Origin of the sequence: Pantoea sp. E2023-21, assembly GCF_051302795.1 — a bacterium.
Classification (GTDB): domain Bacteria; phylum Pseudomonadota; class Gammaproteobacteria; order Enterobacterales; family Enterobacteriaceae; genus Pantoea; species Pantoea ludwigii_A.
The window spans coordinates 509,338-533,224 of sequence record NZ_CP195345.1; the positions used below are offsets into that span (position 1 = coordinate 509,338).

At 53.0% G+C, this 23,887-nt stretch carries 19 protein-coding genes; 8 read left to right on the top strand and 11 right to left on the bottom strand.

The features are described 5' to 3' along the window. Positions 1-156: 156 nt before the first annotated feature. Positions 157-1,047: an oxidoreductase gene (locus ACRQ84_RS21360; RefSeq protein WP_483818019.1), complete on the top strand. Its 891-nt coding sequence runs from the start codon at positions 157-159 to the stop codon at positions 1,045-1,047. 1 nt (position 1,048) lies between these two features. Here the strand turns inward: ACRQ84_RS21360 and ACRQ84_RS21365 are convergent, their stop codons facing one another. The 3 genes from ACRQ84_RS21365 to ACRQ84_RS21375 form a co-directional block, all read right to left on the bottom strand. Further along, the gene (locus ACRQ84_RS21365; RefSeq protein ID WP_483818020.1) at positions 1,049-1,828 is read right to left on the bottom strand and encodes a MipA/OmpV family protein; all 780 of its coding nucleotides are present in this window, start codon (positions 1,826-1,828) and stop codon (positions 1,049-1,051) included. A 78-nt stretch (positions 1,829-1,906) separates the two neighbouring features. Beyond that, on the bottom strand, positions 1,907-3,175 hold the full coding sequence (locus tag ACRQ84_RS21370; protein ID WP_483818021.1) for a sensor histidine kinase: 1,269 nt from the start codon (positions 3,173-3,175) through the stop codon (positions 1,907-1,909). Continuing rightward, positions 3,172-3,873, bottom strand: coding sequence for a response regulator (locus ACRQ84_RS21375; protein ID WP_483818022.1), 702 nt, complete (start codon positions 3,871-3,873; stop codon positions 3,172-3,174). Before ACRQ84_RS21375 ends, ACRQ84_RS21370 begins: the two co-directional genes overlap by 4 nt. Positions 3,874-4,212: 339 nt before the next feature. Between ACRQ84_RS21375 and proP the strand changes: the two genes are divergently transcribed. The 5 genes from proP (at position 4,213) to ACRQ84_RS21400 (ending at position 14,205) form a co-directional block, all read left to right on the top strand. Continuing rightward, the gene (gene proP, locus ACRQ84_RS21380; RefSeq protein WP_064740199.1) at positions 4,213-5,652 is read left to right on the top strand and encodes a glycine betaine/L-proline transporter ProP; all 1,440 of its coding nucleotides are present in this window, start codon (positions 4,213-4,215) and stop codon (positions 5,650-5,652) included. A 294-nt stretch (positions 5,653-5,946) separates the two neighbouring features. Next, positions 5,947-7,731 carry a malto-oligosyltrehalose trehalohydrolase gene (gene treZ / locus ACRQ84_RS21385; protein WP_483818023.1) on the top strand — a complete coding sequence of 595 codons (1,785 nt, stop codon included), beginning with the start codon at positions 5,947-5,949 and terminating at the stop codon, positions 7,729-7,731. After that, positions 7,728-10,214 (top strand): malto-oligosyltrehalose synthase, encoded by a 2,487-nt coding sequence (treY, locus tag ACRQ84_RS21390; protein WP_483818024.1) that lies wholly within the window; start codon positions 7,728-7,730, stop codon positions 10,212-10,214. The genes treZ and treY overlap by 4 nt, the downstream gene beginning before the upstream one ends. 35 nt (positions 10,215-10,249) lie before the next feature. Beyond that, complete coding sequence (gene glgX / locus ACRQ84_RS21395) at positions 10,250-12,322, top strand: glycogen debranching protein GlgX (protein ID WP_064740202.1); 2,073 nt, start codon at positions 10,250-10,252, stop codon at positions 12,320-12,322. A 239-nt stretch (positions 12,323-12,561) separates the two neighbouring features. After that, positions 12,562-14,205 (top strand): methyl-accepting chemotaxis protein, encoded by a 1,644-nt coding sequence (locus ACRQ84_RS21400; protein ID WP_483818025.1) that lies wholly within the window; start codon positions 12,562-12,564, stop codon positions 14,203-14,205. 56 nt (positions 14,206-14,261) lie between these two features. On the opposite strand, the gene ACRQ84_RS21405 is transcribed toward ACRQ84_RS21400, so the two are convergent. Then, positions 14,262-14,744 (bottom strand): cold-shock protein, encoded by a 483-nt coding sequence (locus tag ACRQ84_RS21405; RefSeq protein ID WP_064740204.1) that lies wholly within the window; start codon positions 14,742-14,744, stop codon positions 14,262-14,264. Positions 14,745-14,934: 190 nt separating this feature from the next. On the opposite strand from ACRQ84_RS21405, the gene ACRQ84_RS21410 reads away from it, so the two are divergent. Further along, positions 14,935-15,633 carry an RluA family pseudouridine synthase gene (locus tag ACRQ84_RS21410; RefSeq protein ID WP_483818026.1) on the top strand — a complete coding sequence of 233 codons (699 nt, stop codon included), beginning with the start codon at positions 14,935-14,937 and terminating at the stop codon, positions 15,631-15,633. Between the two features lie 47 nt (positions 15,634-15,680). Here ACRQ84_RS21410 and ACRQ84_RS21415 read toward each other — a convergent pair whose 3' ends face one another. The 7 genes from ACRQ84_RS21415 to ACRQ84_RS21445 form a co-directional block, all read right to left on the bottom strand. After that, positions 15,681-16,220, bottom strand: coding sequence for a DUF2058 domain-containing protein (locus ACRQ84_RS21415; protein WP_483818027.1), 540 nt, complete (start codon positions 16,218-16,220; stop codon positions 15,681-15,683). A gap of 149 nt (positions 16,221-16,369) precedes the next feature. Next, on the bottom strand, positions 16,370-17,110 hold the full coding sequence (locus ACRQ84_RS21420) for an SDR family oxidoreductase (protein WP_483818028.1): 741 nt from the start codon (positions 17,108-17,110) through the stop codon (positions 16,370-16,372). A gap of 19 nt (positions 17,111-17,129) precedes the next feature. Continuing rightward, positions 17,130-18,260 (bottom strand): alkene reductase, encoded by a 1,131-nt coding sequence (locus ACRQ84_RS21425; protein ID WP_483818029.1) that lies wholly within the window; start codon positions 18,258-18,260, stop codon positions 17,130-17,132. A gap of 179 nt (positions 18,261-18,439) precedes the next feature. Continuing rightward, positions 18,440-19,195, bottom strand: a complete 756-nt coding sequence (locus ACRQ84_RS21430) for an alpha/beta fold hydrolase (RefSeq protein ID WP_483818030.1) — start codon at positions 19,193-19,195, stop codon at positions 18,440-18,442. A gap of 35 nt (positions 19,196-19,230) precedes the next feature. After that, positions 19,231-19,911, bottom strand: a complete 681-nt coding sequence (locus ACRQ84_RS21435; RefSeq protein ID WP_483818031.1) for a type 1 glutamine amidotransferase domain-containing protein — start codon at positions 19,909-19,911, stop codon at positions 19,231-19,233. A gap of 275 nt (positions 19,912-20,186) precedes the next feature. Further along, a complete protein-coding gene (locus ACRQ84_RS21440; protein ID WP_483818520.1) occupies positions 20,187-21,581 on the bottom strand; it encodes an NAD-dependent succinate-semialdehyde dehydrogenase in 1,395 nt (464 codons plus the stop codon). Positions 21,582-21,700: 119 nt separating this feature from the next. Then, a complete protein-coding gene (locus tag ACRQ84_RS21445; protein WP_483818521.1) occupies positions 21,701-22,513 on the bottom strand; it encodes a helix-turn-helix transcriptional regulator in 813 nt (270 codons plus the stop codon). 381 nt (positions 22,514-22,894) lie between these two features. Here ACRQ84_RS21445 and ACRQ84_RS21450 point away from each other — a divergent pair, with 381 nt between their 5' ends. Further along, positions 22,895-23,878 carry a DUF1852 domain-containing protein gene (locus ACRQ84_RS21450; protein ID WP_483818032.1) on the top strand — a complete coding sequence of 328 codons (984 nt, stop codon included), beginning with the start codon at positions 22,895-22,897 and terminating at the stop codon, positions 23,876-23,878. Positions 23,879-23,887: the final 9 nt, after the last annotated feature.

Genomic DNA, 23,887 nt, shown 5'->3' on the forward strand with positions numbered 1-23,887 from the left:
ACAGGTGCGCATGAATGCGCACCCTACGAAAACCCAGCGCTGTAAACGTAGGGTCGCCATTTATGGTGACCGATTCGCGCTTAACTGACGAGCATAACGTAATAAATTGCGCCGTCACAACAGATGCGCCACTTGATAATCAGGAGCTTACTAAAGATGTCTGAGAATCCCACCATCGCTCTAATTGGCCCGGGCGCGATTGGCACCACCATCGCCGCAGCCCTGCATGAAGTTGGACGCACGCCGATCATTTGTGGTCGTACCGCGCATCCGCAGCTGGCGTTGCGCCATGACAGCGGCACTATCATTGTTCCCGGCCCGGTGCTGACCAATCCTGCCGAGATCGCAAAGCCGTTTGATCTGGTGTTTGTGGCGGTGAAAACCACCCAGGTTGAGGACACCGCGCCCTGGCTGGCCGCGTTGTGTGATGAGAATACTGTGGTGTGCGCATTGCAGAATGGCGTGGAGCAGAAAAGCCAACTTGCGCCCTATGTGAACGGAGCCAGCGTGCTGCCTTCGGTGGTGTGGTTCCCGGCCCAGCGTGAACCGGATGCATCGGTGTGGCTACGCGAAAAACCGCGCCTGACGTTGCCCGATACGCCGCACGCCGCACGGGTAGTTAACGCCCTGCGCGACACGCGCTGCGCGGTCGATCTCTCCGCCGATTTTCTCACTATCGCCTGGCGCAAGCTGCTGCAAAACGCAGTAGCCGGTTTGATGGTGCTGGCGAATCGTCGCGCGGGTATGTTTCAGCGCGACGATATTACCGCACTGGCACTGGCCTATTTGCAGGAATGCCTGACGGTAGCGCGCGCCGAAGGTGCCGCGCTGAGCGATGACGTGCCGCAGGAGATTGTCGATCGTTTTCACCGCGCACCCGCCGATTTAGGCACTTCAATTCTTGCCGATCGCCAGGCCGATCGCCCGCTGGAGTGGGACATTCGTAACGGCGTGGTGCAGCGTTATGGTCGGGCGCGCGGCATTCCTACACCGATTAGCGATGTGATCGTGCCGCTGCTGGCGGCGGGCAGCGAAGGTCCGGGTTGAATTAAAAACGCCACGCCGCGTACAGCGCGCCGCTCATCTGGCTTTTTTCTTCGGTGATCGGGCTGTCGGCGGCGTGGTTTTCCAGATGCTGCGCATTTATGCGTGCACCGATCAGCCACGCTGGCGTCAGCGTATACTCCAATCCTGCTTCCCAACCAACCTTTTCCAAACCGGCCCCGGCAGCGTAGCGCGCCAAACCGCTGCGTGCCGATTGCCTTGCCGTAATGCCGTATTGCGTCTGCATATAATCGCTGTCGGCCCAACTCAGGTTCGGGCCGGTATACAAACGCAGGCTTTCGGTCGGACGCCATTGCACATGCGCGTATGAGGCGAGTTTAAAGCCCTGCTTATTGCCGCCCACATCCTGCGTTATAATCATGCCGCCTTTGAAAAAGGCATTTTCATAAATTGCTGAAGTGAAGGCGCGTGGCGTGACATCAATGTCGCCCAGCCCATGAAGAAGGGGATCGTCGGATTCCTGGCGTGGTGAAATGTTGGTTCCCACACCCAGCGAAAAAGTCCAGCCACCGGTTTTGGCCACATCCCAACCGAAAGCGACCAAATCATCCACGCCGCCAACAAACAGCGGACCGTATTGTAGTTTAAGCGCCGGCACAACATCAGTTTTGCTGTCTTTAGCACCGGAATACTTCGGTTTCACACCTACGCCGCCGCCGATAAAGCCGGAGAATGCATTTTGGGCGTCGTCAGCGATAACTGGGAACGTGGCAGGCGATAACAATAAAAATAGCGCGAGAGGTTGAGCCAGGTTGGAACGCATCGACATCTTCCTTTATGAACACAGTGATGATTCCATTGCACCAGCCTTGTGTAACGCCTGTTTTTACCTCGGGTAAAGTTATGTAACAGCCAGCGGTAAACGCACGCAAAACCGGGCGCCGCCGCCCGCTCGGTTTTGCACCTCAATGCTGCCACCATGATGTTCAGTAATCGAACGGACTAAAGCCAATCCTAAGCCCAATCCGTGAGTGCCGTGCGCGAGGCGATAAAACGGCTGGAAAATACGATCTATCTCATCCGGCGGAATGCCAGGCCCACGATCCTGCACCGCCAGCGTAAAGTGACGATCTGCCGCATGCTTCAGCACCACACAAATCTCTGGCCCGGCGTAGCGCAGCGCGTTCTCAATCAGATTACGCAACAAGCGCCGAATAAGCCGCGCGTCGACCTGCGCCACCACATGCTCAGCCTGTAACGCAATGTGCACTGCAGCGCACTCTTCCGCCGCGATCGCCGTGATATCAGCGACGTGAAAGTCGCCGCTGATGGCGCTGGTCGCCATTTCCAGCCGACTCAACGTCAGGATCTCTTCCACCAGCGCATCCAGCTCGCCAACGCTGCGTTGTAGCTCACGCCGCGTTGGCGAGTCGTCTGGCGCCAGTAATGCCGCCGCCATCTGGATGCGCATTAGCGGTGATCGAAGTTCGTGTGAGGCATTGGCCAGCATGGTTTTTTGCGACTGCACTAACTGCTCAATCTGCGTGGCGGAGCGATTAAAGCTGGCGGCCAGTTGCGCCACCTCATCACGCCCGCCGACCCTGACGCGGGCGCTAAGATTGCCGCTGCCAAGCGATTCCACGCTCTGCTGCAGCGACTCGAGCCGCGCGGTTAAACGTCGAATCACCGGGAAGGAAATGAGTGCCACGCTGGCCGCCAATCCCAGCATCAGCAAAATAAACAGCCACGGGCGCTTCTGTTGATCGCTACTCAATTGCATGACCAGCACACGCTTATCCTTGAGCTGCCAGACAAAGCGCATGCCGTACCAGTCATCTTCGAGTTGACCAAAGGCTGCAGGTTGGGGAAATTCCAGTGGCGGATGAAGCGGACGGCTAAGCCGTTCGCCATTGGCGGCAAACAGGGCAAAGCGTGTGTGGGCGCGCGCCATCCAACGATCTATCGCGGCCGTTTGTACGCTACGAGATGCATCGACAGGCGGTAAGTTCTGCTCCACCAGTTCAGAAAAGGTGGCAAACGCGTTGAGATGACGATTGTCGTCATTGTTCCACAGCCACAGCAAGATGGTGCAGATCACCACAATTAACAACGCGCAGCTGAAGGCGAAAAAAATTTGCAGATGTAAAGGGAAGTCAGCGAGGCGCTTCATGCGGTGGGTAACGCCGAGAAGAGATAACCCACGCCGCGCACCGTGATGATGCGTTTCGGCGCGCGGGGATCGTCCTCAATAAGCTGGCGGATACGGCCAATATGTACATCAATCGCCCGGTCAAAACTGTCGTAGGTTTCGCCGCGCACCGATTGCCAGATCTGCTCGCGATTTAGCACCCGTCCGGCGTGTCGTGCCAGCGAGACCAGCACATCAAACTGTAATGAGGTCAATGAACACACTTGCTGATTGAGCAGCACGGTACGCGCGGCTGTATCAATTTCCAACGGGCCAGAACGTATAACGTTGTCGTTTTTTGCCATGCCGCCGGGTTTGATGCGCCGCAGCACCGCACGCATACGCGCCAGCAGTTCACGCGGCTCGAATGGCTTTGGCAGATAATCATCCGCCCCCACCTCTAATCCGATGATGCGATCTGCCGGATCGCCGCGGCCGGTTACCATAATAATCGCCGGTTCATTGTGACATTGAAGACGAATCTCGCGGCACAACGCTAATCCATCTGCATCACCCAGCATCAAATCCAGCAGCACCACATCAAATTCACGCTGCTTCATTTTCCACTGCGCGTCCCGCGCACTGGCGCTGTGTACCACGCTGAATTCGTACTGCGCCAGATAAGGCACGATCATGTGGGCAAGCCGGTGATCATCCTCAATTAACAGAACGGAGGTCATGAGATTTTTTCCAGAGAGAAAGGTTTCGCAGATAGGTTAGAGACAGTGTTAGAGGGTAATTAGTTTCGCCCTGTTGCCACACACTTAAAGAGGGCAACATCGTAGCGGCGCAATGTATTGCGCGATAAATCACGCCGCTACGGAATGTGCGATCGTTGAATCCAGTGCATCGTGGGATTTATGACCACAGGCAGCAGTGTTTTATGTCGCAAACTTGCGCTGCGCTAAAATCTTTACTAGGGTTTGCGCTTCTTCTGCCTCTTATAGCTTTCTTTTCCATTCATGAAAATACGGCTGCGAAAGCTATAAGATCGCGCCATTTTTTCACTTGGGGAATTTATGAGCACAGGAACGGATACAACCAAACCCGCCACATCCAGTGGTTTAACCGTTGATGACATCACCGTTATCGACAATAAGTTACTCAAGCGCGCGGTTGGTGCCGCTGCATTGGGTAATGCCATGGAGTGGTTTGATTTCGGCGTATACAGCTATCTCGCTGTCATCATCGGACAGGTATTTTTTGCCGATGCCAGCGCGGCCGCACAGTTGATTGCCTCGTTCGGTACCTTCGCCGCTGCGTTTTTAGTCCGCCCCATTGGCGGGTTGGTCTTCGGCCCGCTCGGCGACCGCATTGGTCGCCAGAAAGTGTTGGCGATCACCATGATCATGATGTCGATTGGCACCTTCTGCATTGGCCTGATTCCAAGCTATGCCAGCATTGGTATCGCCGCACCGATTCTGCTGTTTGCCGCGCGCTTGCTGCAGGGTTTCTCCACCGGCGGGGAATATGGCGGCGCAGCCACCTTTATCGCGGAATACTCCACCGATAAGCGCCGCGGCTTTATGGGCAGTTTCCTTGAGTTCGGTACGCTGGGCGGCTATCTGCTGGGTGCCAGCCTGGTCACGGCAATGATTGCCTTCTTACCGCATCAAACCATGATGGATTGGGGCTGGCGCGTGCCGTTCTTCCTCGCTGCCCCGTTGGGTCTGTTCGGCTTGTATATCCGTTTGAAGCTGGAAGAGACGCCGGCGTTTAAAGATCACATGGATAAGCGCGAGGAGATGGAGCACAACAAGCCGCGTTTAAGCGTGTGGCAGATGCTGCGCGATCAGCGTAAACCGCTGCTGAAATGTATTGGTTTGGTGCTGTTGTTCAACGTCTCCAATTATATGCTCACCGCCTATATGCCGAGCTATTTAACCGGCGTGCTGGGGATGAGCGAATTATCCGGCTTGATGTTGGTGATGGTGATTATGTTTATCATGATGCCTCTGACCTTAATGTGGGGTCATTTGACTGACCGCATTGGTCGTCGCCCGGTGATTGGTTTAGGTGCGTTGGGCTTAATTTTGCTCGCGATCCCGAGTTATATGCTGATTGGCTCCGGCAATATGCTGCTGGTCTTTGCCGGTCTGGCAATCCTCGGCTTATTACATACCTGCTTCAGCGGCACCATGCCAGCAACGTTACCGGCGCTGTTTGTCACCGATATTCGTTACAGCGCATTGGCAATTGGTTTTAATTTATCAGTTTCGCTGTTTGGTGGCACCACGCCACTGATTACCGCATGGCTGGTGGATAGCACGCACAATAATCTGATGCCTGCGTATTACATGATCGGCGCCGGAATCATTGGCTTGTTGACGGTATTAACCCTGAGCGAAACGGCGCGTAAACCGCTGAAAGGTTCATCGCCTGCGGTTGCGAGCGAGGCAGAAGCGCATCGCTTGATCGATAAACTGCGCAAGCGTAAGTCAAAGCACAAACCGGCTTAATTTGCCACTTGTGTAATCTGTGGTCGCCATCAATGGCGACCCTACGCCATTTCTGTAAGGTCGCCATTCATGGCGACCATCTCAAGCGTTAACCGAAGCGTGAAAATCCCCCTCTTATTCGATAATTTCTGAAACCCGCCTGAAATCCATCGCTTCGCGCCAGAAAAGCCCAAAATATCGACTATGATTTGTAGTCCGATCCAACGTTAGTCCCAATTTATTTATCGTTTTCAGCCAGTAGCGAATCGCTTGATGTCGTCCATTGCCCCTGCGTGGGCTAAACGAGGCAATTGAATGGAATTCAGATCATTTGAAAAATCCTGGGGCGCAGAAATTCTTGCTGATGACAGCGTCCGTTTTCGTGTTTGGGCACCTGGGCAACAGCAAGTTAGCTTGCGACTCGCCGACAATGATTCGGCGATGCTGCAAGGGGGTGACGGTTGGTTTGAACTGCACGTCAGCGGCGTTGCGCCGGGTGCGGAGTATAACTTTGTATTGGCCGATGGCACGGTCGTGCCCGATCCCGCCGCGCGCGCGCAAAAGGCCGATGTTAACGGCCCTTCTCTGGTGATCGATCCGCAACACTATCGCTGGCAGCAGACCGCGTGGCAAGGTCGGCCGTGGCACGAGACCGTGGTGTACGAACTGCATATCGGTACTTTCACGCCGGAAGGCACTTTCCTGGCGGCCATCGACAAATTGCCGTGGCTGGCCGAGTTGGGCATCACGCAGCTGGAGGTGCTGCCGGTGTCGCAGTTTGGCGGCAATCGCGGTTGGGGCTACGACGGCGTGCTGCTCTATGCTCCGCATGCGGCTTACGGTTCACCGGATGATTTCAAAGCCTTTATCGATGCCGCGCATGCCCACGGTATCTCCGTGGTGCTGGATATCGTGCTCAACCACTTTGGCCCGGAAGGCAACTATCTGCCGCTGCTGGCGCCGGAATTTTTCCATCAGGAACGTATGACGCCGTGGGGCGCCGGTATTGCTTATGATGTCGATGCGGTGCGTCGCTACATCGTGGAAGCGCCACTTTACTGGTTGCAGGAGTTCAACCTGGATGGTTTGCGCTTCGATGCCATCGACCAAATTGAAGACAGCTCCAGCAAACACGCGTTAATCGAGATCGCCGAGCGCATACGTCAGGAAATTCCCGATCGCCCTGTGCATCTCACCACCGAAGATTGCCGTAACGTCATCTTCCTGCATCCCCGCGATAAACAGGGCAACGCGCCACTGTTTACCGGCGAATGGAACGATGATTTTCACAACGCGGTGCATGTTTTCGCCACTGGCGAAACCCACGCTTACTACGAAGATTTTGCCGACGTGCCGGAAAAGTTGGTCGCGCGTGTGTTGACGGAAGGCTTTGCTTATCAGGGCGAACTGTCGCCGCAGAGCGGTCAACGCCGCGGCGTGCCGAGCGCCAGCCAGCCGCCGGTGGCGTTCGTTGATTTCATCCAGAACCACGACCAGGTGGGGAACCGCGCGCAGGGTGACCGCTTGATCAGCCTTGCCGGCAGCGATCGTACCAAAGTGCTGCTGGCCACGCTGCTGCTGTCGCCGCACATTCCGCTGCTGTTTATGGGCGAAGAGTACGGTGAAACCAATCCATTCCTGTTCTTTACTGATTTCCACGGCGATTTGGCCAAAGCGGTGCGTGAGGGTCGCGCGAAAGAGTTTACCGGCCACGCCGGGCATGACGAAGAGGTGCCCGATCCGAATGCTGAGCAAACCTTTACTCGCTCGAAACTCGACTGGAATAAGCTGCAAACGCCTGCAGGCCAACGCTGGCTGGCGTTAACGCGCGAACTGCTGGCGCTGCGTCAGCAATACATCGTGCCGCTACTGGCCGATGCCGGCGGCAACTGCGGCAAAGTGCTCACCACCGCTGAAGGCTTCGTGGCCGTCAGCTGGCGTTTCCCGCAGGGCGAGCTGTCACTAGCACTGAACATCGGCAAGCAAACGCAACCGTTGCCGACGATGCCGGGCCGAACGATTTTCGCCTGGCCGCAAGAAACTGAAGCATTGCCACAACACGCCATCGTGGTGCGTTTGGACCAGGGAGCAACAACATGAGTATTCCAACTGCGACGTACCGCATTCAGTTCCGTAATGGCATGACCTTTGATCGCGCCGCTGCGCTGGTGCCCTATCTGCAACGCCTCGGCATTAGCCATTTGTACGCGTCGCCGATTTTCAGCGCCACCGCCGAATCCACCCACGGTTACGATGTGACGGATGCCAATGAGATCGAACCGGCGATTGGCGGTCGTGACGGTTTTAATCGCCTGGTTGAAGCGTTGCAGGACGCAGAAATGGGTCTGATTCTCGACATCGTACCGAATCACATGGCGGCCTCGCTGGAGAACGCCTGGTGGCGCGATGTGATCGAATATGGCGAGAGCAGCCGCTATGCCAATCATTTCGATATTGACTGGACGCGCCGCCTGACGCTGCCGTTTCTTGGTGACAGCTTTGAGAACGTGCTGGAAAACGGTGAATTGAGCATCAAAGCGCATCCGGAATCCGGCCATCCCGCGCTGGCTTATTACGACAGCTTTTATCCGCTGACGCCCGCCAGCTGGCAGGATCGTGTCGACGAGGTATTGGCAATCACCGATGTGAAGGCGATTGCTGAACTGCATGAGCAGCAGCCGTGGCGCTTAATCAGCTGGCGTGCTGCGCGCAGCGAGCTCTCCTATCGCCGCTTTTTTGAGATCACCGGTCTGGTCGGCGTGCGCGTTGAGGATGAAGCGGTGTTCGCTGAGTCCCACCAGCTGATTCTCGAGCTGGTGCGATCTGGCGCGGTCAGCGGCCTGCGCGTCGATCACGTCGATGGGCTTGCCGATCCGCAAGGCTATTTGCGTCAGTTGCGCCAGGCAACCGGCCCGGATTGCTACATCACGGTGGAGAAAATTCTTGCCGAAGGTGAACAGATTCCTGCCGACTGGCCGATTTCCGGCACCACCGGCTACGAATTTATTGCCGCGCTGTCGCATGCGCTGGTCGATGATTCGCAGATCGATACCCTGCATCTGGCGTATGAAGCCACCACCGGACAACGCAACGACGTTGAAGGCGGACTGCGCGTGGCGCGCGAACTGATGGTCGATCGCAATTTCGCCGGTGAGTTTGCGCGTTTACTCAAGCTGGCAACACAAATCGCCGGTACAGAACATCGCAACCTCGGCGAAGCGGAGCTGCATGTCGCATTGCGGGAAATACTGATCGCCTTCCCGGTGTATCGCACTTACGGCCAGCAAGATGGCATGCCGCTAGAAGGCGAAGAGCTGCTGCAACAGGTGCTGGAACGCGTGAAAAACAGCGCATCGCCAACGGTGTTGAGTTTGCTGCAGGCGATTCTGCTGGGCGCGGTCTCCGAAGAGAGCGTAAGGGATGCGCACGAATTCCGCGTACGCTTCCAGCAGTTGAGCGGACCGCTGATGGCGAAATCGGTGGAAGATACGTTGTTCTTCCGCAACCACGTGGCGTTAGCCATCAATGAAGTGGGCGCAGAACCGCTGCCGCACCCCTTCTCGCTCGCACATTTTCACAGCGAGATGCAAACGCGCCTGCAGCAGCAACCTGATGGCATCTCCTCGACCTCAACACACGACACCAAGCGTGGCGAGGATGCGCGTGCGCGACTCTACACGCTGAGTGAAGCGCCCGCGCTGTGGGCCGAACACGTTACACGCTGGCGGCAGATCAATCAGTCGCAGGTGGTGGCGCTGGAAGATGGACCCGCCCCTGAACCGGCAGTCGAATGGATGCTATATCAGGCGTTAGCCGGCATGTGGCCCACCACGCTGCAGCCGCAGGATGCCAGCGAACTTGAAGAACGCTTTATTCCCTTTGTTGAAAAGGCATTACGCGAAGCCAAGCTGCGCACCGACTGGGCAGAGAGCAACGAAGCGTACGAAAAAGCGGTGCTGGATTATGCGCGTCATCTGCTGTCACCGGCAAATCAGCTCTTCCTCAGTGATTTTAGCCACGCCTTGCAACCGTTTATTCAGGCCGGGCTGATCAACAGCCTGACACAAACGGTGATTAAACTGACCGCGCCAGGCGTGCCGGATATCTATCAGGGCAGCGAAGCGCTGGATTTCAGCCTGGTCGATCCCGATAACCGCCGTACGCCGGACTTTGCGCAGCTGGAACAGCAGCTGGAAGAATCGACCCCGCCCGATTTTAACGATGCGCAGCACTGGCTGAGCGGCAAGCTTAAACAGCAAGTGATCGCGCGTTTACTGCATCTGCGCCGTGATTATCCGCAGTTGTTCCGCATGGGGGATTATCAGCCGCTGAATGCCAGCGGAGAACATCAGGAGAAAATCATCGCCTTTGCGCGTCAGGACAGCGATCACGCGCTGCTGGTGATCTTGCCACGCCTGAGCTTCAACAACGCGCAGTGGACGCAAACCGAAGTGGTGCTGACCGAATCACTCGCCCATCGACACTATCGCAACTTATGGACCGGCGAAACGGTGGCGATTGGCGATTACATTGCGCTGGATGAGGCGGCCTCAAGTGCGCCGTTAGTGCTGCTGAGCAGCTGATGCATTACCCGATTAATCTGTATGGAGAATAATTGATGACAAGTAAGCCTTCAGAAATTACAGCAGGTTCGGGACAAGTACTTGGCGCTAACTTTGATGGCGAAGGCGTGAATTTTGCGCTGTTTTCCGCCTGCGCTGAGCGTGTGGAGTTGTGTTTGTATGATGAGAGCGGCGAAAATGAAATTGCCCGCTTCGATCTGCCAGAGTATACCCACGAAGTGTGGCACGGTTATATTCCCGGTTTGCAGCCCGGCGCACTCTATGGTTATCGCGTGCATGGCCCTTACGAGCCGGAAAATGGACATCGCTTTAACCCTAATAAGCTGTTGCTGGATCCGTACGCGCGCGAGCTCGCGGGCGAACTCCATTGGGATGAGTCGCACTTTGCGTACGATCTCCTGCATGAAGATAAAGATTTAAGTTTCGATACCCGCGATAGCGCACCGTTTACCCCGAAATGTCGGGTGATCGATCCCAACGAATTTGACTGGCAAGATGCCAATCGTCCAAATATTCCGTGGTCGAAAACCGTGATTTATGAAGCCCACGTCAAAGGTTTCAGCCAGCTTAATCCGGCGGTGCCGGCTGAAATGCGTGGCACTTACGACGGTTTAAGCAATCAGGCTTCAATCGATTACATTAAAAGTCTGGGTGTGACGACGGTTGAACTGCTGCCAGTGCATGGCTTCCCGGACGATCAGCATCTGCTCGATCGTGGTTTGAAAAACTTCTGGGGCTATAACACGCTGGCCTTCTTCGCACCGGCAACGCGCTACTTTGGCCCGCGCGGCATTCAGGGCTTCCGCGATATGGTGCGCGCCTTCCACGATGCCGGCCTCGAAGTGATTCTGGATGTGGTCTACAACCACACCGCCGAAGGCAATGAACTCGGTCCAACCTTGTCGTTTAAGGGCATCGATAACTACTCCTACTACCGCACGCTGCCGGATCAGCATCGTTACTACATCAACGATACCGGCACCGGCAACACCGTTAACACCTCACATCCGCGCGTACTGCAGATGATTCTGGACTCGCTGCGCTATTGGGCCGAGTCAATGCACGTTGATGGCTTCCGTTTCGATCTCGGCACCGTGCTGGGCCGCGAGCCAGAAGGCTTTGACGAACGTAGTGGCTTCTTCGATGCCATCATGCAGGATCCAGTGCTGTCCAAACTGAAGCTGATTGGTGAACCCTGGGATATCGGACCGGGTGGCTATCAGGTCGGTGGCTTCCCGCCGGGCTGGGCGGAGTGGAACGACAAGTATCGTGATACGGTGCGCGAATACTGGAAAGGTGACATGGTCACCAATGATTTTGCCGCCCGCTTGCTGGGTTCCGGCGATCTCTACGATCAGCGCGGTCGTCGTCCGTGGTCCAGCATCAACTTCCTTACCGCGCATGATGGCTTCACGTTGAACGATTTGGTTTCGTATAACGAGAAACACAACGAAGCCAACGGCGAAGACAACAACGACGGCCACAACGATAACCGTTCGTACAATTACGGCGCCGAAGGCCCGACGGACGATGAAGGCATCAACGCCGTGCGTGAGCGGCAGAAACGCAACTTCCTCGCCACGCTGCTGTTCTCGCACGGCACGCCGATGTTACTGGCGGGCGATGAGTTTGGGCGTAGCCAACTCGGTAACAATAACGGCTACTGTCAGGACAGCGAGATTTCCTGGCTGCATTGGGAAAACCTGCCGCCCTCCGCCGATGCGCTGCGTGACTTTACGCGCCAGGTATTGGCGTTGAGAGCCGCGCAACCGTTATTGCGCCGCGAAAGCTGGCGCGATGGGATGGATATCAAATGGTTCAACGCGGGTGGCGGCTTCCAGCAGGACGATCAATGGGATGATGGCACCACGCTTGGGGTTTATCTCGGCCGCCCGGATCTGCAACCGGAAGAAGGCATCTGGCATGACGTGCTGATGCTGTTTAACCCGTACGAAGGCAACGTGCCGTTCCGCATCCCGCAGTTTGGAGAAGGCGGTTGGGTGCTGGAGCTCTCCACGTCTGACGGCGTTGAAAAGGGATTAGTGATTACCAAAGAGAAGGATTTCGAACTGGAAGGCCGCAGCATGGCACTGTTCCGTAGACCGTAATTATTCCTTCTTGTGATACGCCCTAAATTGCGCCGCTACAGAGTGAGTATGGGTATCCGTAGCGGCGCGATTTATCGCGCTCTGTTGAAATTCCCTCCGCATACGCAATGTCTCCGCAACGTGATGTGTAACCGCTGATAAAAATAAATTAACTAAAAACCCTCATCTGCCGATGTTTATTCATCTGCCCTGCTGCATGCGTTTTTCTGTGGGGCGTTTTTTAGATCAAGGATAATAAGATGACTATCTCGCAACGTCTGTTCGCTACTTTTTCTATTCTGTTTGGTGCCATCATCCTGCAAGCCGTGCTGGCTATTTATTTGCTTTCCGGGTTTCAGGATCGCTTTGAATATGTGCAGGCCAATGCGATTCCCTCGATCAAAGATCTCGGCAAAATGATCGATGAAAGTAATGGACTGGCTTTGACACTGTATAAGCACAAAAGCCAGACTGACAACAGTAAAATGCCCGCCGTTGAGAGTGAAATCCAAAAAAAATTAGCGGAGTTGAAGTCGCAGACGGATTACTACATGGCGCACGATATTTCAAGCGATGAGGATAAGCGCTTAACAGACGTTGCTTATGCCAATATTCAGCACGTTAACGCGACGCTTCCGGCCTTCTTAGCCGCTTCGCAAGCGCATCAAAACGATCTCAGCATGGATTTAATTGACGGTCCCAACGGCATCGGTGCTGCAATACGTCAGCTGATTGCTGATTATCAGAAACAACTGGCGCTCAATATTGCTATTGGCGAAGAGCTGCGCGTCACTAACCGCAGCACCTTCCACAGCGTTCTGTGGACAACCATCGTGGGCGTGATTGCGACGGTAGTGATTTTTGGTGTGCTGTCGCTGTTCACCGTCCTCCGTATTCGTCGTAGTTTGTCTGCGGCAGGCAAAGTGATGATGGATGCCAGCGAAAACCTTGATCTGACATTGAAGGCGGATGAAAGTCGCCGCGATGAAGTCGGCAACATGGCGCATTCGTTCAATATCTTGATGGTGCGCGTTGCCGAAGCGTTATCTTCGGTGCGCCAGGCTTCGCAATCAGTGAGCAGCGCATCAGTGCAAATTTCAGCGGGTAACGAAGATCTCTCTTCTCGCACCGAGCAGCAGGCGGCATCGCTGGAAGAAACGGCCGCCAGTATGACCGAATTAAGTGAAACCGTGCGTCAAACCGCCGAGAATACGCATCAAGCCAGCCAACTTGCCGCTAATGCCAGTACATTGTCAGAGAAGAGTGGCTCTTCACTTACCACCATGCTTTCAACCATGGACAGCATTCGTGGCAGCTCACGCAAAGTAACGGAGATTGTCTCTATTATTGAAGGCATCGCTTTTCAGACCAATATTCTGGCCCTTAACGCCGCGGTAGAAGCCGCGCGCGCGGGCGAACATGGTAAAGGTTTTGCGGTGGTGGCGGGTGAAGTGCGTAATTTATCGCAGCGTTCAACCACCGCCGCGCGCGAAATTAAGATGCTGATTGAAGAGTCACATCGTCTAACGGAAGCGGGTGCGGCTCAGGCCAGCGATGTTGGTCGTAACATGAACGTCATGAACGATGCCATTCATCAAGTTAGTCAGCTAGTGAGCGAAATCGCCGCTGCCGCCGTTGAACAGAGCCAGGGCATTCTGCAGGTTCAGCAAGCGGTAAATCAAATGGACGATGTCACGCAGCAGAACGCCGCGCTGGTGGAAGAAGCGTCAGCCGCTTCCCAGTCACTGCAGGAACAAGCCGGGAATCTTGATCATTTGGTGGGCAAATTTCGTGTTGCTGCAGCGGTAGAAATTCGTCAATCGCAGGCGGTGGTGCGTTCGCCATCGCTGGTCAAGCCATCGCGCGTTGCGGTAGTCAATGACGCGGATTGGCAAAGTTTTTAAGCAGTGATTCGCAGGTGCGTAAAACGCGCACCTGCATTATCCAGGCTTTGAAAATTTCACATTTTGAGCATTTTCACCGTAGCTTCCACGTCTATCTCATCTGCCGAAAAGATTAAGGTTGTACCCTGAAAAGTGGTGATCGCCAGTTTTTTTAACGAGCGCATTTCATCAGGTTTAACATCTTTTTTCGGCTTAATACTGTTCATCAATAAACCCACAGACAGCACCGGATTTTCCTTATCGATGCGGGTCTCGACAGGCACTTCTTCGCTGTAGACCACGAAGTTTTTGATCGCCGTAAGTTTGAGGCGCTCGCCTGCGATATAGATGTATTTGCTTTCGGGTGACACTTTTACAGCATAAGCTGATAAACCCTTGTTATTGGTGGTGGGTTCAAAAGTGACCGCTGCATCTTTTTTAATTAACTCTGGGTTAGCGACCTTAATCACATGAAAATAGCGGTTATCGCCATTTTCATCTTTGATAAATCCAAAACCTTTGTCCTGAAACCAGGTCGTGATCGTTCCGTTCATCGCCATTGCCGCCTACCTAATCGTTATCTACTCAGTTTTTTCAGCGCGCAGTGTAAAGCACATTGCCTGCGCAGACCACGTCTTTGGTTTAAGTCTGGACGATAAATTTCGGCTCGGCGAATGGATAATTGGTCAGATTCGCCAGTGAGTGAAAATTTCGCTATTATCCGCGCCCATACTCCAGCCGGGCAGCCTGATGACGACGATTATCGATACCTTTATTGCCCCGCCATGCGCTGAAGAGATAGAGATTCTCTCTCACGATGATCATCTGGCGGTGATCAATAAACCCGCTGGGCTGCTCAGCCTGTCGGGGAAAAATCCGTTAAATTTCGATTCTGTGCATCATCGGCTGCTTAAGCAGTTCCCCGGCTGCACGCTGGTGCATCGCCTGGATTTCGGGACATCAGGATTGATGGTGATTGCCCGTAATAAGGCTATTAATGCTGCACTTTGCCAACAGTTCAGCCAGCGTAGCGTGACCAAGATTTACAGCGCGCTACTGTGTGGGCATTTGGAAGACGATGAAGGTGTGATTGATGCAGCGATTGCCAAAGATCCGGCACGCTTCCCACGCATGTCAATCTGCCCCATCAATGGCAAGCCAGCGCGCTCACGCTATCGGGTAATTGAACGTATTGATCAATTGCTGGCAGACGGAACAATACTGCCATTAACGCGAGTGCAACTTACGCCAGAAACCGGACGCACTCACCAGCTGCGCATACATTGTCAGCTGTTGGGTCATCCTATTTTAGGTTGCGATCTGTATGGTGGACTTGTGTTAGCAGGTACCGAACAGACGTCTCGTCTGATGTTACATGCCAGTGAGTTGCATTTTGTGCATCCCATTAGCGGAGAATGCATTGCTGCCCGCCATGCCAGCCCGTTCTGAAGACGTCGTATTGCCGCCGAACGGGCGTCCGGCGTTTAAATCATGTATTACCACATCAAATCATCAGGCACTTTAAAATCAGCGTACGGATCTTCTTCGTCCTGCTCTTCCTGACTCAGTGCGCTATTCAGCACAATACTGTTCGCATCGCGCTGCGCAATTTTATCCGCCACGCTAGCGGGAATAATCGCGTACTGGCTCTCCCCATTGCTATCCACGGCTAATCGCGCAATAGCGAGACGACCGCTAATCAGCTGAGCCTGAGTGATCTTATCCACCATCATTTTTTTGATTAAATTATTGTCGGTGAAATTAAAACCAATATTGCCTTTCGAAATATCAATTTTGTTCATTTCGATAAGCTGCTTAACCTGGGCTTTGTGCTCTTTAGATAAGGTCGCTTGCTTTTGCTGTTCACTCAGTTGTTTATCGCGCTCAAGCTGGGCTTTTTTGTTCTCTTCTACCGCCTCTCTTGCTTCACGAGCCTGAACGCGTGATTTTTTAGCCGTTCTCTGGACCTTGTCCATTTTTTTGCTGCTGACCAATCCCGCTTTCAGCATCTGTTCTTGTAAGGTGAGCTTTGTCATTTTGTTTCTAAGTCAGTTGAAAAATTTGGAGGAATTATAGCTGGATTTTTGCCGACTTTACCAGGTTGAGAAGCCTTATTTCATTGTGGAAAATCAGGCCCGGTCCCCCTACAAGAAGCGGGCCTGATGAAATTTGGCACCCGCGGAGATCAGAACTCCTGACGTGTCGGGCGGAGAACTATCTCATTGATATCAACATCCGCGGGTTGTTCAATAGCAAAAGCGATAGCCCGCGCAACAGAGGCGGCAGGTATAGCCTGTTTATAAAATTCCAGAACATTTTCTGCTGCCGTACCTGATGTCGAGTATTTAAGATCGCTCTCGACGGCGCCAGGTTCAATTGAGGTCACGCGGACTTTATCCCCCACTTCTTGCCGTAACCCTTCAGAAATGGCTCTCACGGCGAATTTGGTGCCCGAATAGACCGTACCGCCAGGCGCAAAAACTTTTATGCCCGCCACCGAACTGAGGTTAATAATATGACCGCTTTCCTGTGCCAGAAAACGTGGCAACGCGGCAGCAATACCATAAAGCGTTCCTTTCAAATTAACATCAATCATCGCATCCCATTCGTCAGTATTGACCTCTGACATGGGGCGGATTGGCATCAAACCGGCATTGTTTATCAGCACGTCAAGCCTGCCGAAATCGCTAATTACGGATGAAACTACTGATTCAACCTGCTGCTTATCAGTCACATCAAGCGTGTACCCTCGGGCATTGCCGCCGCTGCGGATGATGTCCTGCAAAACGTCGTCTGTTTTCGCTTGTCTGCGGGCTGCAATCGCCACTTTGGCACCACGACTGGCGAGCAGTCGGGCAACTTCAGCCCCTATTCCGGTATTACCGCCGGTGATCAATACAACTTTATTTTCAATTCCGTTATTCATGGTATGTCCTCTTAGATAATTAACGCTGCGCGTGGTGCACCGGATAATCCGTAAAACCTTCTTCGCCTCCGCCATACAGGGTGGCGGCGTTAAGTTGGTTAAATGCCCAGCCATTGGCGATGCGTTCGGGCAGATCAGGATTGGCGATAAATGGACGACCAAACGCGATGAGATCCGCCAGCTTTTCCTCAATCATTCGGGCACCGCGCTCTGCTGTGTAGCGACCGGCGTAGATGATGCGACCACTAAATACCGCGCGGATCTCACGACGGAAGGTTTCCGGTAAGTCGGGGGCATTTTCCCAGTCGGCCTCCGCTATAGAGACATAGGCGACACCCGCCTTTTCCAGGATTTTTACCGCTTCGATATAGGTTTTATGCGGATCTTTCTCCACCAGACCGATATAGACGCGATCCTCATCGGTGCTGGTGAATAAAGGCGTAAAGCGAACACCCAGACGATCTGCCCCGACCGCCTTACTGATAGCCTGAACAATTTCATTCAGAAAGCGCAGTCGATTTTCAATAGAACCGCCGTATTCATCTTTACGCTGGTTTGCATGCTCCGAAATGAACTGATTGACCAGATAACCATTCGCCGCATGTATCTCAACGCCATCAAACCCTGCACGGATGGCATTTTTTGCCGCCTGAGCATACATATTCACGAGTTTTTTAATCTCATCACGCGTCAGTTCACGCGGGATTGAAGGTGTCACCAGCGTGCCTTTACCTGGCGCAGTCTCAATAAACGCCTTTGCTTGTTCAGCCTGGAGCGCTGAAGGCGCAACCGGGGCATGTTCACCGGGTTGAAGTGCAGAATGAGAGACGCGCCCCACATGCCAGAGTTGAGCAAAAATAATCCCTCCATCGGCATGAACCGCGCGGGTGACTTTTTTCCAACCCTCAACGTGTTGCTCGGTATAAATTCCCGGTGTCCAGGCATAACCTTGCCCACGGGGTTCAATCTGCGTGCCTTCAGTGACCATGAAACCTGCACCCGCGCGTTGACGGTAGTATTCGGCCATCAGATCGGTGGCTACATTACCTGGCTGTGCACTTCTTTGGCGTGTAAGTGGGGGAAATACGATGCGATTTTTCAGGGTGTACGGCCCGAGCGTGGCTGAATCGAACAAGGCTTTATTATTCATAAGGATTTTCCATAGGTGATCACGATGAGCGGTGGCAGACGAGCGTCCTGCCACCTTCACTCCATCAACGGCATGCTTAGCGGATAAATCAGCTGTGCCGTCCTTGCTGTCGAGAGCACTTAAATTAGACCAGTCGTCTAACGACTGGGTAAGTTAAAAAGTGCCCGACGTAGAAACGCTTACTGAGATAAGCTTTTTGCTGCCTGTTCAATGACAGCCGCAATTTTTTCCGGTTGTGATGCGTAAATGGCATGGTTGCCTTTCAGTTCAGTCACGGTGCTGCGCGCGCGTTTGGCCATAAAGCGCTCCAGTTCTGGATTGATAGCACGATCCTGAGTGGCCACAACCGCCCAGCTTGGCTTCGTTTTCCATGCAGGCGCGCCAGCGGGCGCAGCGAACGCTGCGACTGCAGGCATCACCTGTGAACGCGCCAGCAAGTCTGTCTCTTTCACCGGCAGATCTGCCGCAAAGTCAGCGTGGAAATTTTCCGGCTTGATATAAAGGAAGTGATCAGGTGTTTCCGTAATCGACTTGGCGGCAGACGGATATTTTTTCGCCAGGCTTAGTAAAGAGTCACCTTCCTCTGGTTGAAACGCTGCGATGTAAACCAGGCCCGCAACTGAAGGATCATTTCCTGCATCACTGATAATCATGCCGCCGTAACTATGACCGACCAGCAGGGATTTGCCCTGTTGTAACGCCAGCACACGTCGCGTGGCTGCGGCATCATCCGCCAGCGATGTTTGCGGCTCCTGAACAATCGACACTTTATAGCCCGCTTTATCCAGAATACGCGCCACTGGGTTCCAACCTGAGCCATCAACAAACGCCCCGTGTACCAGAACAATGTTTTTTACTGGCTCAGCCAGTGATGATTGTGCATAGACTGACATCACCAGGCTTAATGCCGCAGCAGTAATTGATTTTTTAAACATGATTAATTTCCTTAAATTTTTGATTAAATTACTAATTATGCATTGAGTTGGGTAATCAGCTCTGCCGCCGTCGCTGCTGAGGACGTTGGGTTTTGTCCGGTAATCAGCAGACCATCGCTGACCACATACGAACTCCAGTCCGCACCCTTGGAATAAATTCCGCCTTTGGCAATCAGTTCATCTTCCACCAGGAAAGGCACTATCTGCGTCAGACCTACCGCTTCCTCTTCGCTATTGGTAAAACCGGTGACCTTACGGCCTTCAACCAGAGGTTTTCCTGCGGGTGTTTTCACATGCCGCAGCACGCCAGGCGCATGACAAACGAGAGCGACATGCTTGTTGGCCGCGAGGAATGCTTCGATAAGTGCAATGGAGTTTTTGTCTTCGGCAAGATCCCACAGCGGGCCGTGGCCACCCGGATAAAAGACGGCGTCATAGTCAGCTTGTGAAACGGTATCGAGACGAACCGTCGCTGCGAGTTGCGCAGTAGCTTCAGCGTCGGCCTCAAAGCGGTGAGTCTGCTCTGTCTGAAAATCCGGTTCATTACTTTTTGGGTCTAAAGGCGGGTTACCGCCCTTCGGTGAGGCTAACGTAATCTCAGCGCCGGCCTCTTTAAATGCGTAGTAAGGGGCGGCCAGCTCTTCCAGCCAAAAGCCGGTTTTACGGCCAGTGTCACCCAGTGTGTCGTGTGAGGTTAAAACCATAAGAATTTTCATTATTCATCTCCTGCGTCATAGAGTAGAAAGCATTGATTAGACCGGTCGTCTATAAACTTCGTAAACATTAAGGCGCTTCTCGGCTTGGTCTGTCGAGCCATCGTTGCCATGGATGTAAACTAACAACAATTAGACCGGTCGTCTATAGATAATAGTAAAATATTTCATTGTGCCTATATGAGTCACCTGCTGATAACAGCGCTAAGCATAAGCAGAAAGAGTTAAGGTGATCACGCTCTTTATCTGCAGCTTATCTTTACAAGTGGACAAGGCTTTCAATCCACCTTTTTCGCCCAAACAGCCTGCGCGTTGGTGAATTCACGCAGCCCGAAGTGTGAAAGTTCGCGGCCATAACCACTCTTTTTCACGCCACCAACCGGGATACGGGCGTTAGTGGCGGAAAATCCGTTGATAAACACACCACCTGTTTCTAAGCGTCGCGCGATTCGCTGAGCACGGGAAATATCGCTGGTCCAGAGATTACCGCCTAAGCCGTAATCGCTGGTATTCGCCAGCTCAATGGCGTGTTCAACGTCATCCGCAATAGAAATCGCAGCAACTGGACCAAACGTCTCCTCATCAAATGCGGCCATTCCTGGGACGACTTCGCCTAATACGGTAGGCTCATAAAAATTGCCGCTTCCCGCAATTTTTGTACCGCCCAAAAGGAGTGTCGCGCCTGCTGCCAGCGTTCGTTCCACTTGATTATGCAACTCATCCCGCAAATCTTTTCGCGCCATTGGGCCTACTCTGTTCTGCAGATCCAGCGGATCGCCGACTTTCAACTCACGAACGGCAGCAATGAATTTTTGGGTGAATTCCTCTGCGATAGGTTTTTCCAGAATAAATCGTTTCGCGGCTAAGCACACCTGACCCGCATTTTGGAACCGCGCTTCCACACCTGCTTTAACCGCCAAATCAATATTGGCATCAGCAAGCACGATAAAAGCATCTGAGCCCCCGAGTTCAAGCAAGCTTTTTTTCAGCGCTTTGCCCGCAATGGCCGCAACGGCGGAACCCGCCCGCATACTTCCGGTCAGCGTCACCGCGGCAACGCGCTCATCCTCAATCACTTTTGCAACGGTTTCGTTATCCGCAATGAGATTGGTGAATAAGCCTTTAGGAAAACCTGCATGTTCATAGGCATCCTGCAAAGCATACGCAGAGCCCATCACATTTGGCGCATGCTTCAGGATAAAGCCGTTACCCGACAGCATAATCGGCCCTGAGGCTCGAATGACCTGCCATAACGGGAAGTTCCATGGCATGACGGCCAAAATGGCGCCAATCGGCAGATAAGAAACATATACCGCATCATCGTTTTCAACACTGACAGGGGCATCGGCGAGAATGGCAGGACCATTGTCGGCAATCCAATCAATGGTGGCCGCACATTTCTCAACTTCTGCGCGGGAGGCTGACAGGGTTTTCCCCATTTCCGCGGTAATAATTCCCGCCAAACTTTCTGAACGCTCACGCAATATAGCCGATAAACGGCGATAGGCTTCTACGCGCTCTGTCATCGGCGTCGCACGCCATAAACGAAAAGCCGCGCTATTGTCTGCCAGCATATGTTCGACTTCATCAGCCGTCTGGAAGGGATAGGTTGCAATTAACGCGTCGGTCGCAGGATTTCGCGAAGTCGCGACGTTGAGAGAGGGTGTATTCAGCGTATTAGGTTGAGATGACATTGTGATGGCCTCCAGGTGGATTAAGAGAAGCACGTTGTGTGCTGCTGGTAAATCCAGTGTAAGCAGACCCCATCATCTCAGGAAGGCGTCTTGTTATCCTATGACTGTGAGTCACACGCAACATGTCGGGGGATGTAGGTCACCAGTGAGAGATCGGGTCTTCCCTCTGGCGTAAGCGCGACATAGGTAAATTCAATATGTCCCGAAATGGGGTGCAAAAGTCGCTTGCTTCCCTCGCCCATCCCTTTCACCTCGGTATCCTGCCACCACGTCTTAAATTCAGGACTCTTTTGGGCGAGTTCGTCAATGATAAGGTCGAAAGGCCTTTTGTCCTGAGCATGCGCGCGTGACGCGCGAAAAACAGAGATCATTCCTCGCGCCATCTGCTCCCAATCGAGGATTTGCGTGCGGTAAGGCCGATAAAGAAACAGGAGTCGCAACGTATTACGTTCATGTGGTTGCAGCGAACCATAATCGATAAACAAATCAGCGATAGCACTATTCCAGGCAAGAATATCCAGCCGGGCATTCCTCACGTACGCCGGAATGGGATCGATTGCTCGCACTAAACTTTCCAGACCGTCACTCACCCCATCCTCAATCGTGCGTGGCGTCGGTTCTTCGCGCGGTGAAAGCGCAAAAAGATGGGATGACTCAATTCGGTCAAGCCGGAGAACTTTCGCGATACGCTGTAAAGCATCAGCCGAGGGTTTGATCTCCCTTCCTTGCTCCAGCCACGTATACCAACTGACGCTGACACCGGCCAGCACGGCGACTTCCTCACGGCGTAAACCCGGCGTACGGCGTGCACCCTTTTGCATGCCGAAGTCCTGAGGATCCAATCTCGCACGTCGGCTGACCAGGAAAGCACCCAGTTCCCGACGTTGCTCTGGAGAAGTCTTTTTTACCATTTGGCGTTCAATCTTATCGGTTGTACATCCGTTTTTAATACACGCGATCTCAATCACATGAAAGCTTTTTGAACAGGCTGGGCAATGAATAGGGTCAGCGATTATCGAAAAAAAGCCAATGCTACACCTGGGTGATCATCTCTGTGGATGCAACAGAGTTGATCACCCAGTGCGGACGGCTCACGTCATCATGAAATTCCTTCATGTTCGATGAAATTAAATCACTTTTTTTCAACCGGTGACTCAGGCATAAAAGATGTATTGTTAATAACTTAAGATAATATGAAGCCTGCTGATCAAGCGTTCCAGAGCGACATTGGAAAATTTTGCAATCGAGCATTTCACAAGGCTTTATATTTGTAACCGGGAAGCAAAACTAAAATGAATAACGCGTTTACTTTTACTGTTAAGAGCCTTCGCTTCGACGAAAATTATAATCCTTCTGGAAATACTCGCATCACCACCAACTTTGCGAATTTGGCCAGAGGCGAGAAACGTCAGGAGAATCTGCGCAACGCGCTTGTGATGATTGATAACCGCTTCAATTCACTGGCGAATTGGGACAACCCTAAAAGCGATCGTTACGCTGTTGAGCTGGAAATTATTTCTGCCGAGCTGAATCTTAGTGCCGAAGGCAACGCCACCACCTTCCCGGTGATTGAAATATTGAAGACCAATATCGTTGATAAAAAAACCAACGAGCGCATTGAAGGGATTGTGGGTAATAACTTCTCCTCTTATGTCCGTGATTATGACTTCAGCGTACTGCTGTCTGAACACAACAAGAATCACCCCGAATTCCGCACGCCAGATAACTTTGGCGATCTGCATGGGAATATATTCAAGCACTTTGTTAACTCTGATGCTTACAAAAAGAACTTCACTAAAGCACCGGTTATTTGTTTGAGTGTGTCAAGTAAGAACACCTATTACCGCACCGGTAATGAGCACCCGGTGTTAGGTATTGAATACCAACAGGATGAACTCTCCCTGACTGATGAATACTTCGGCAAAATGGGCTTGCGGGCGCGCTATTTCATGCCGGCAAACAGTGTTGCGCCATTGGCCTTTTATTTCCATGGCGATTTGCTGAGTGATTACACCAACCTTGAGCTGATCAGCACCATCAGCACCATGGAAACTTTCCAGAAGATTTACCGCCCTGAGATTTACAATGCGAATTCTGCTGCCGGTAAACTGTATCAGCCAAGCCTGAACCATCTGGACTACTCATTAACCCAAATTGTTTATGATCGCGAAGAACGTAGCCATCTGGCTGTTGAACAAGGGAAGTTCACGGAAGAGTGCTTCATCAAGCCTTACCAAACTGTTCTTGAGCAATGGTTTGCTAATTCCGTTCTTTGATTACCCATA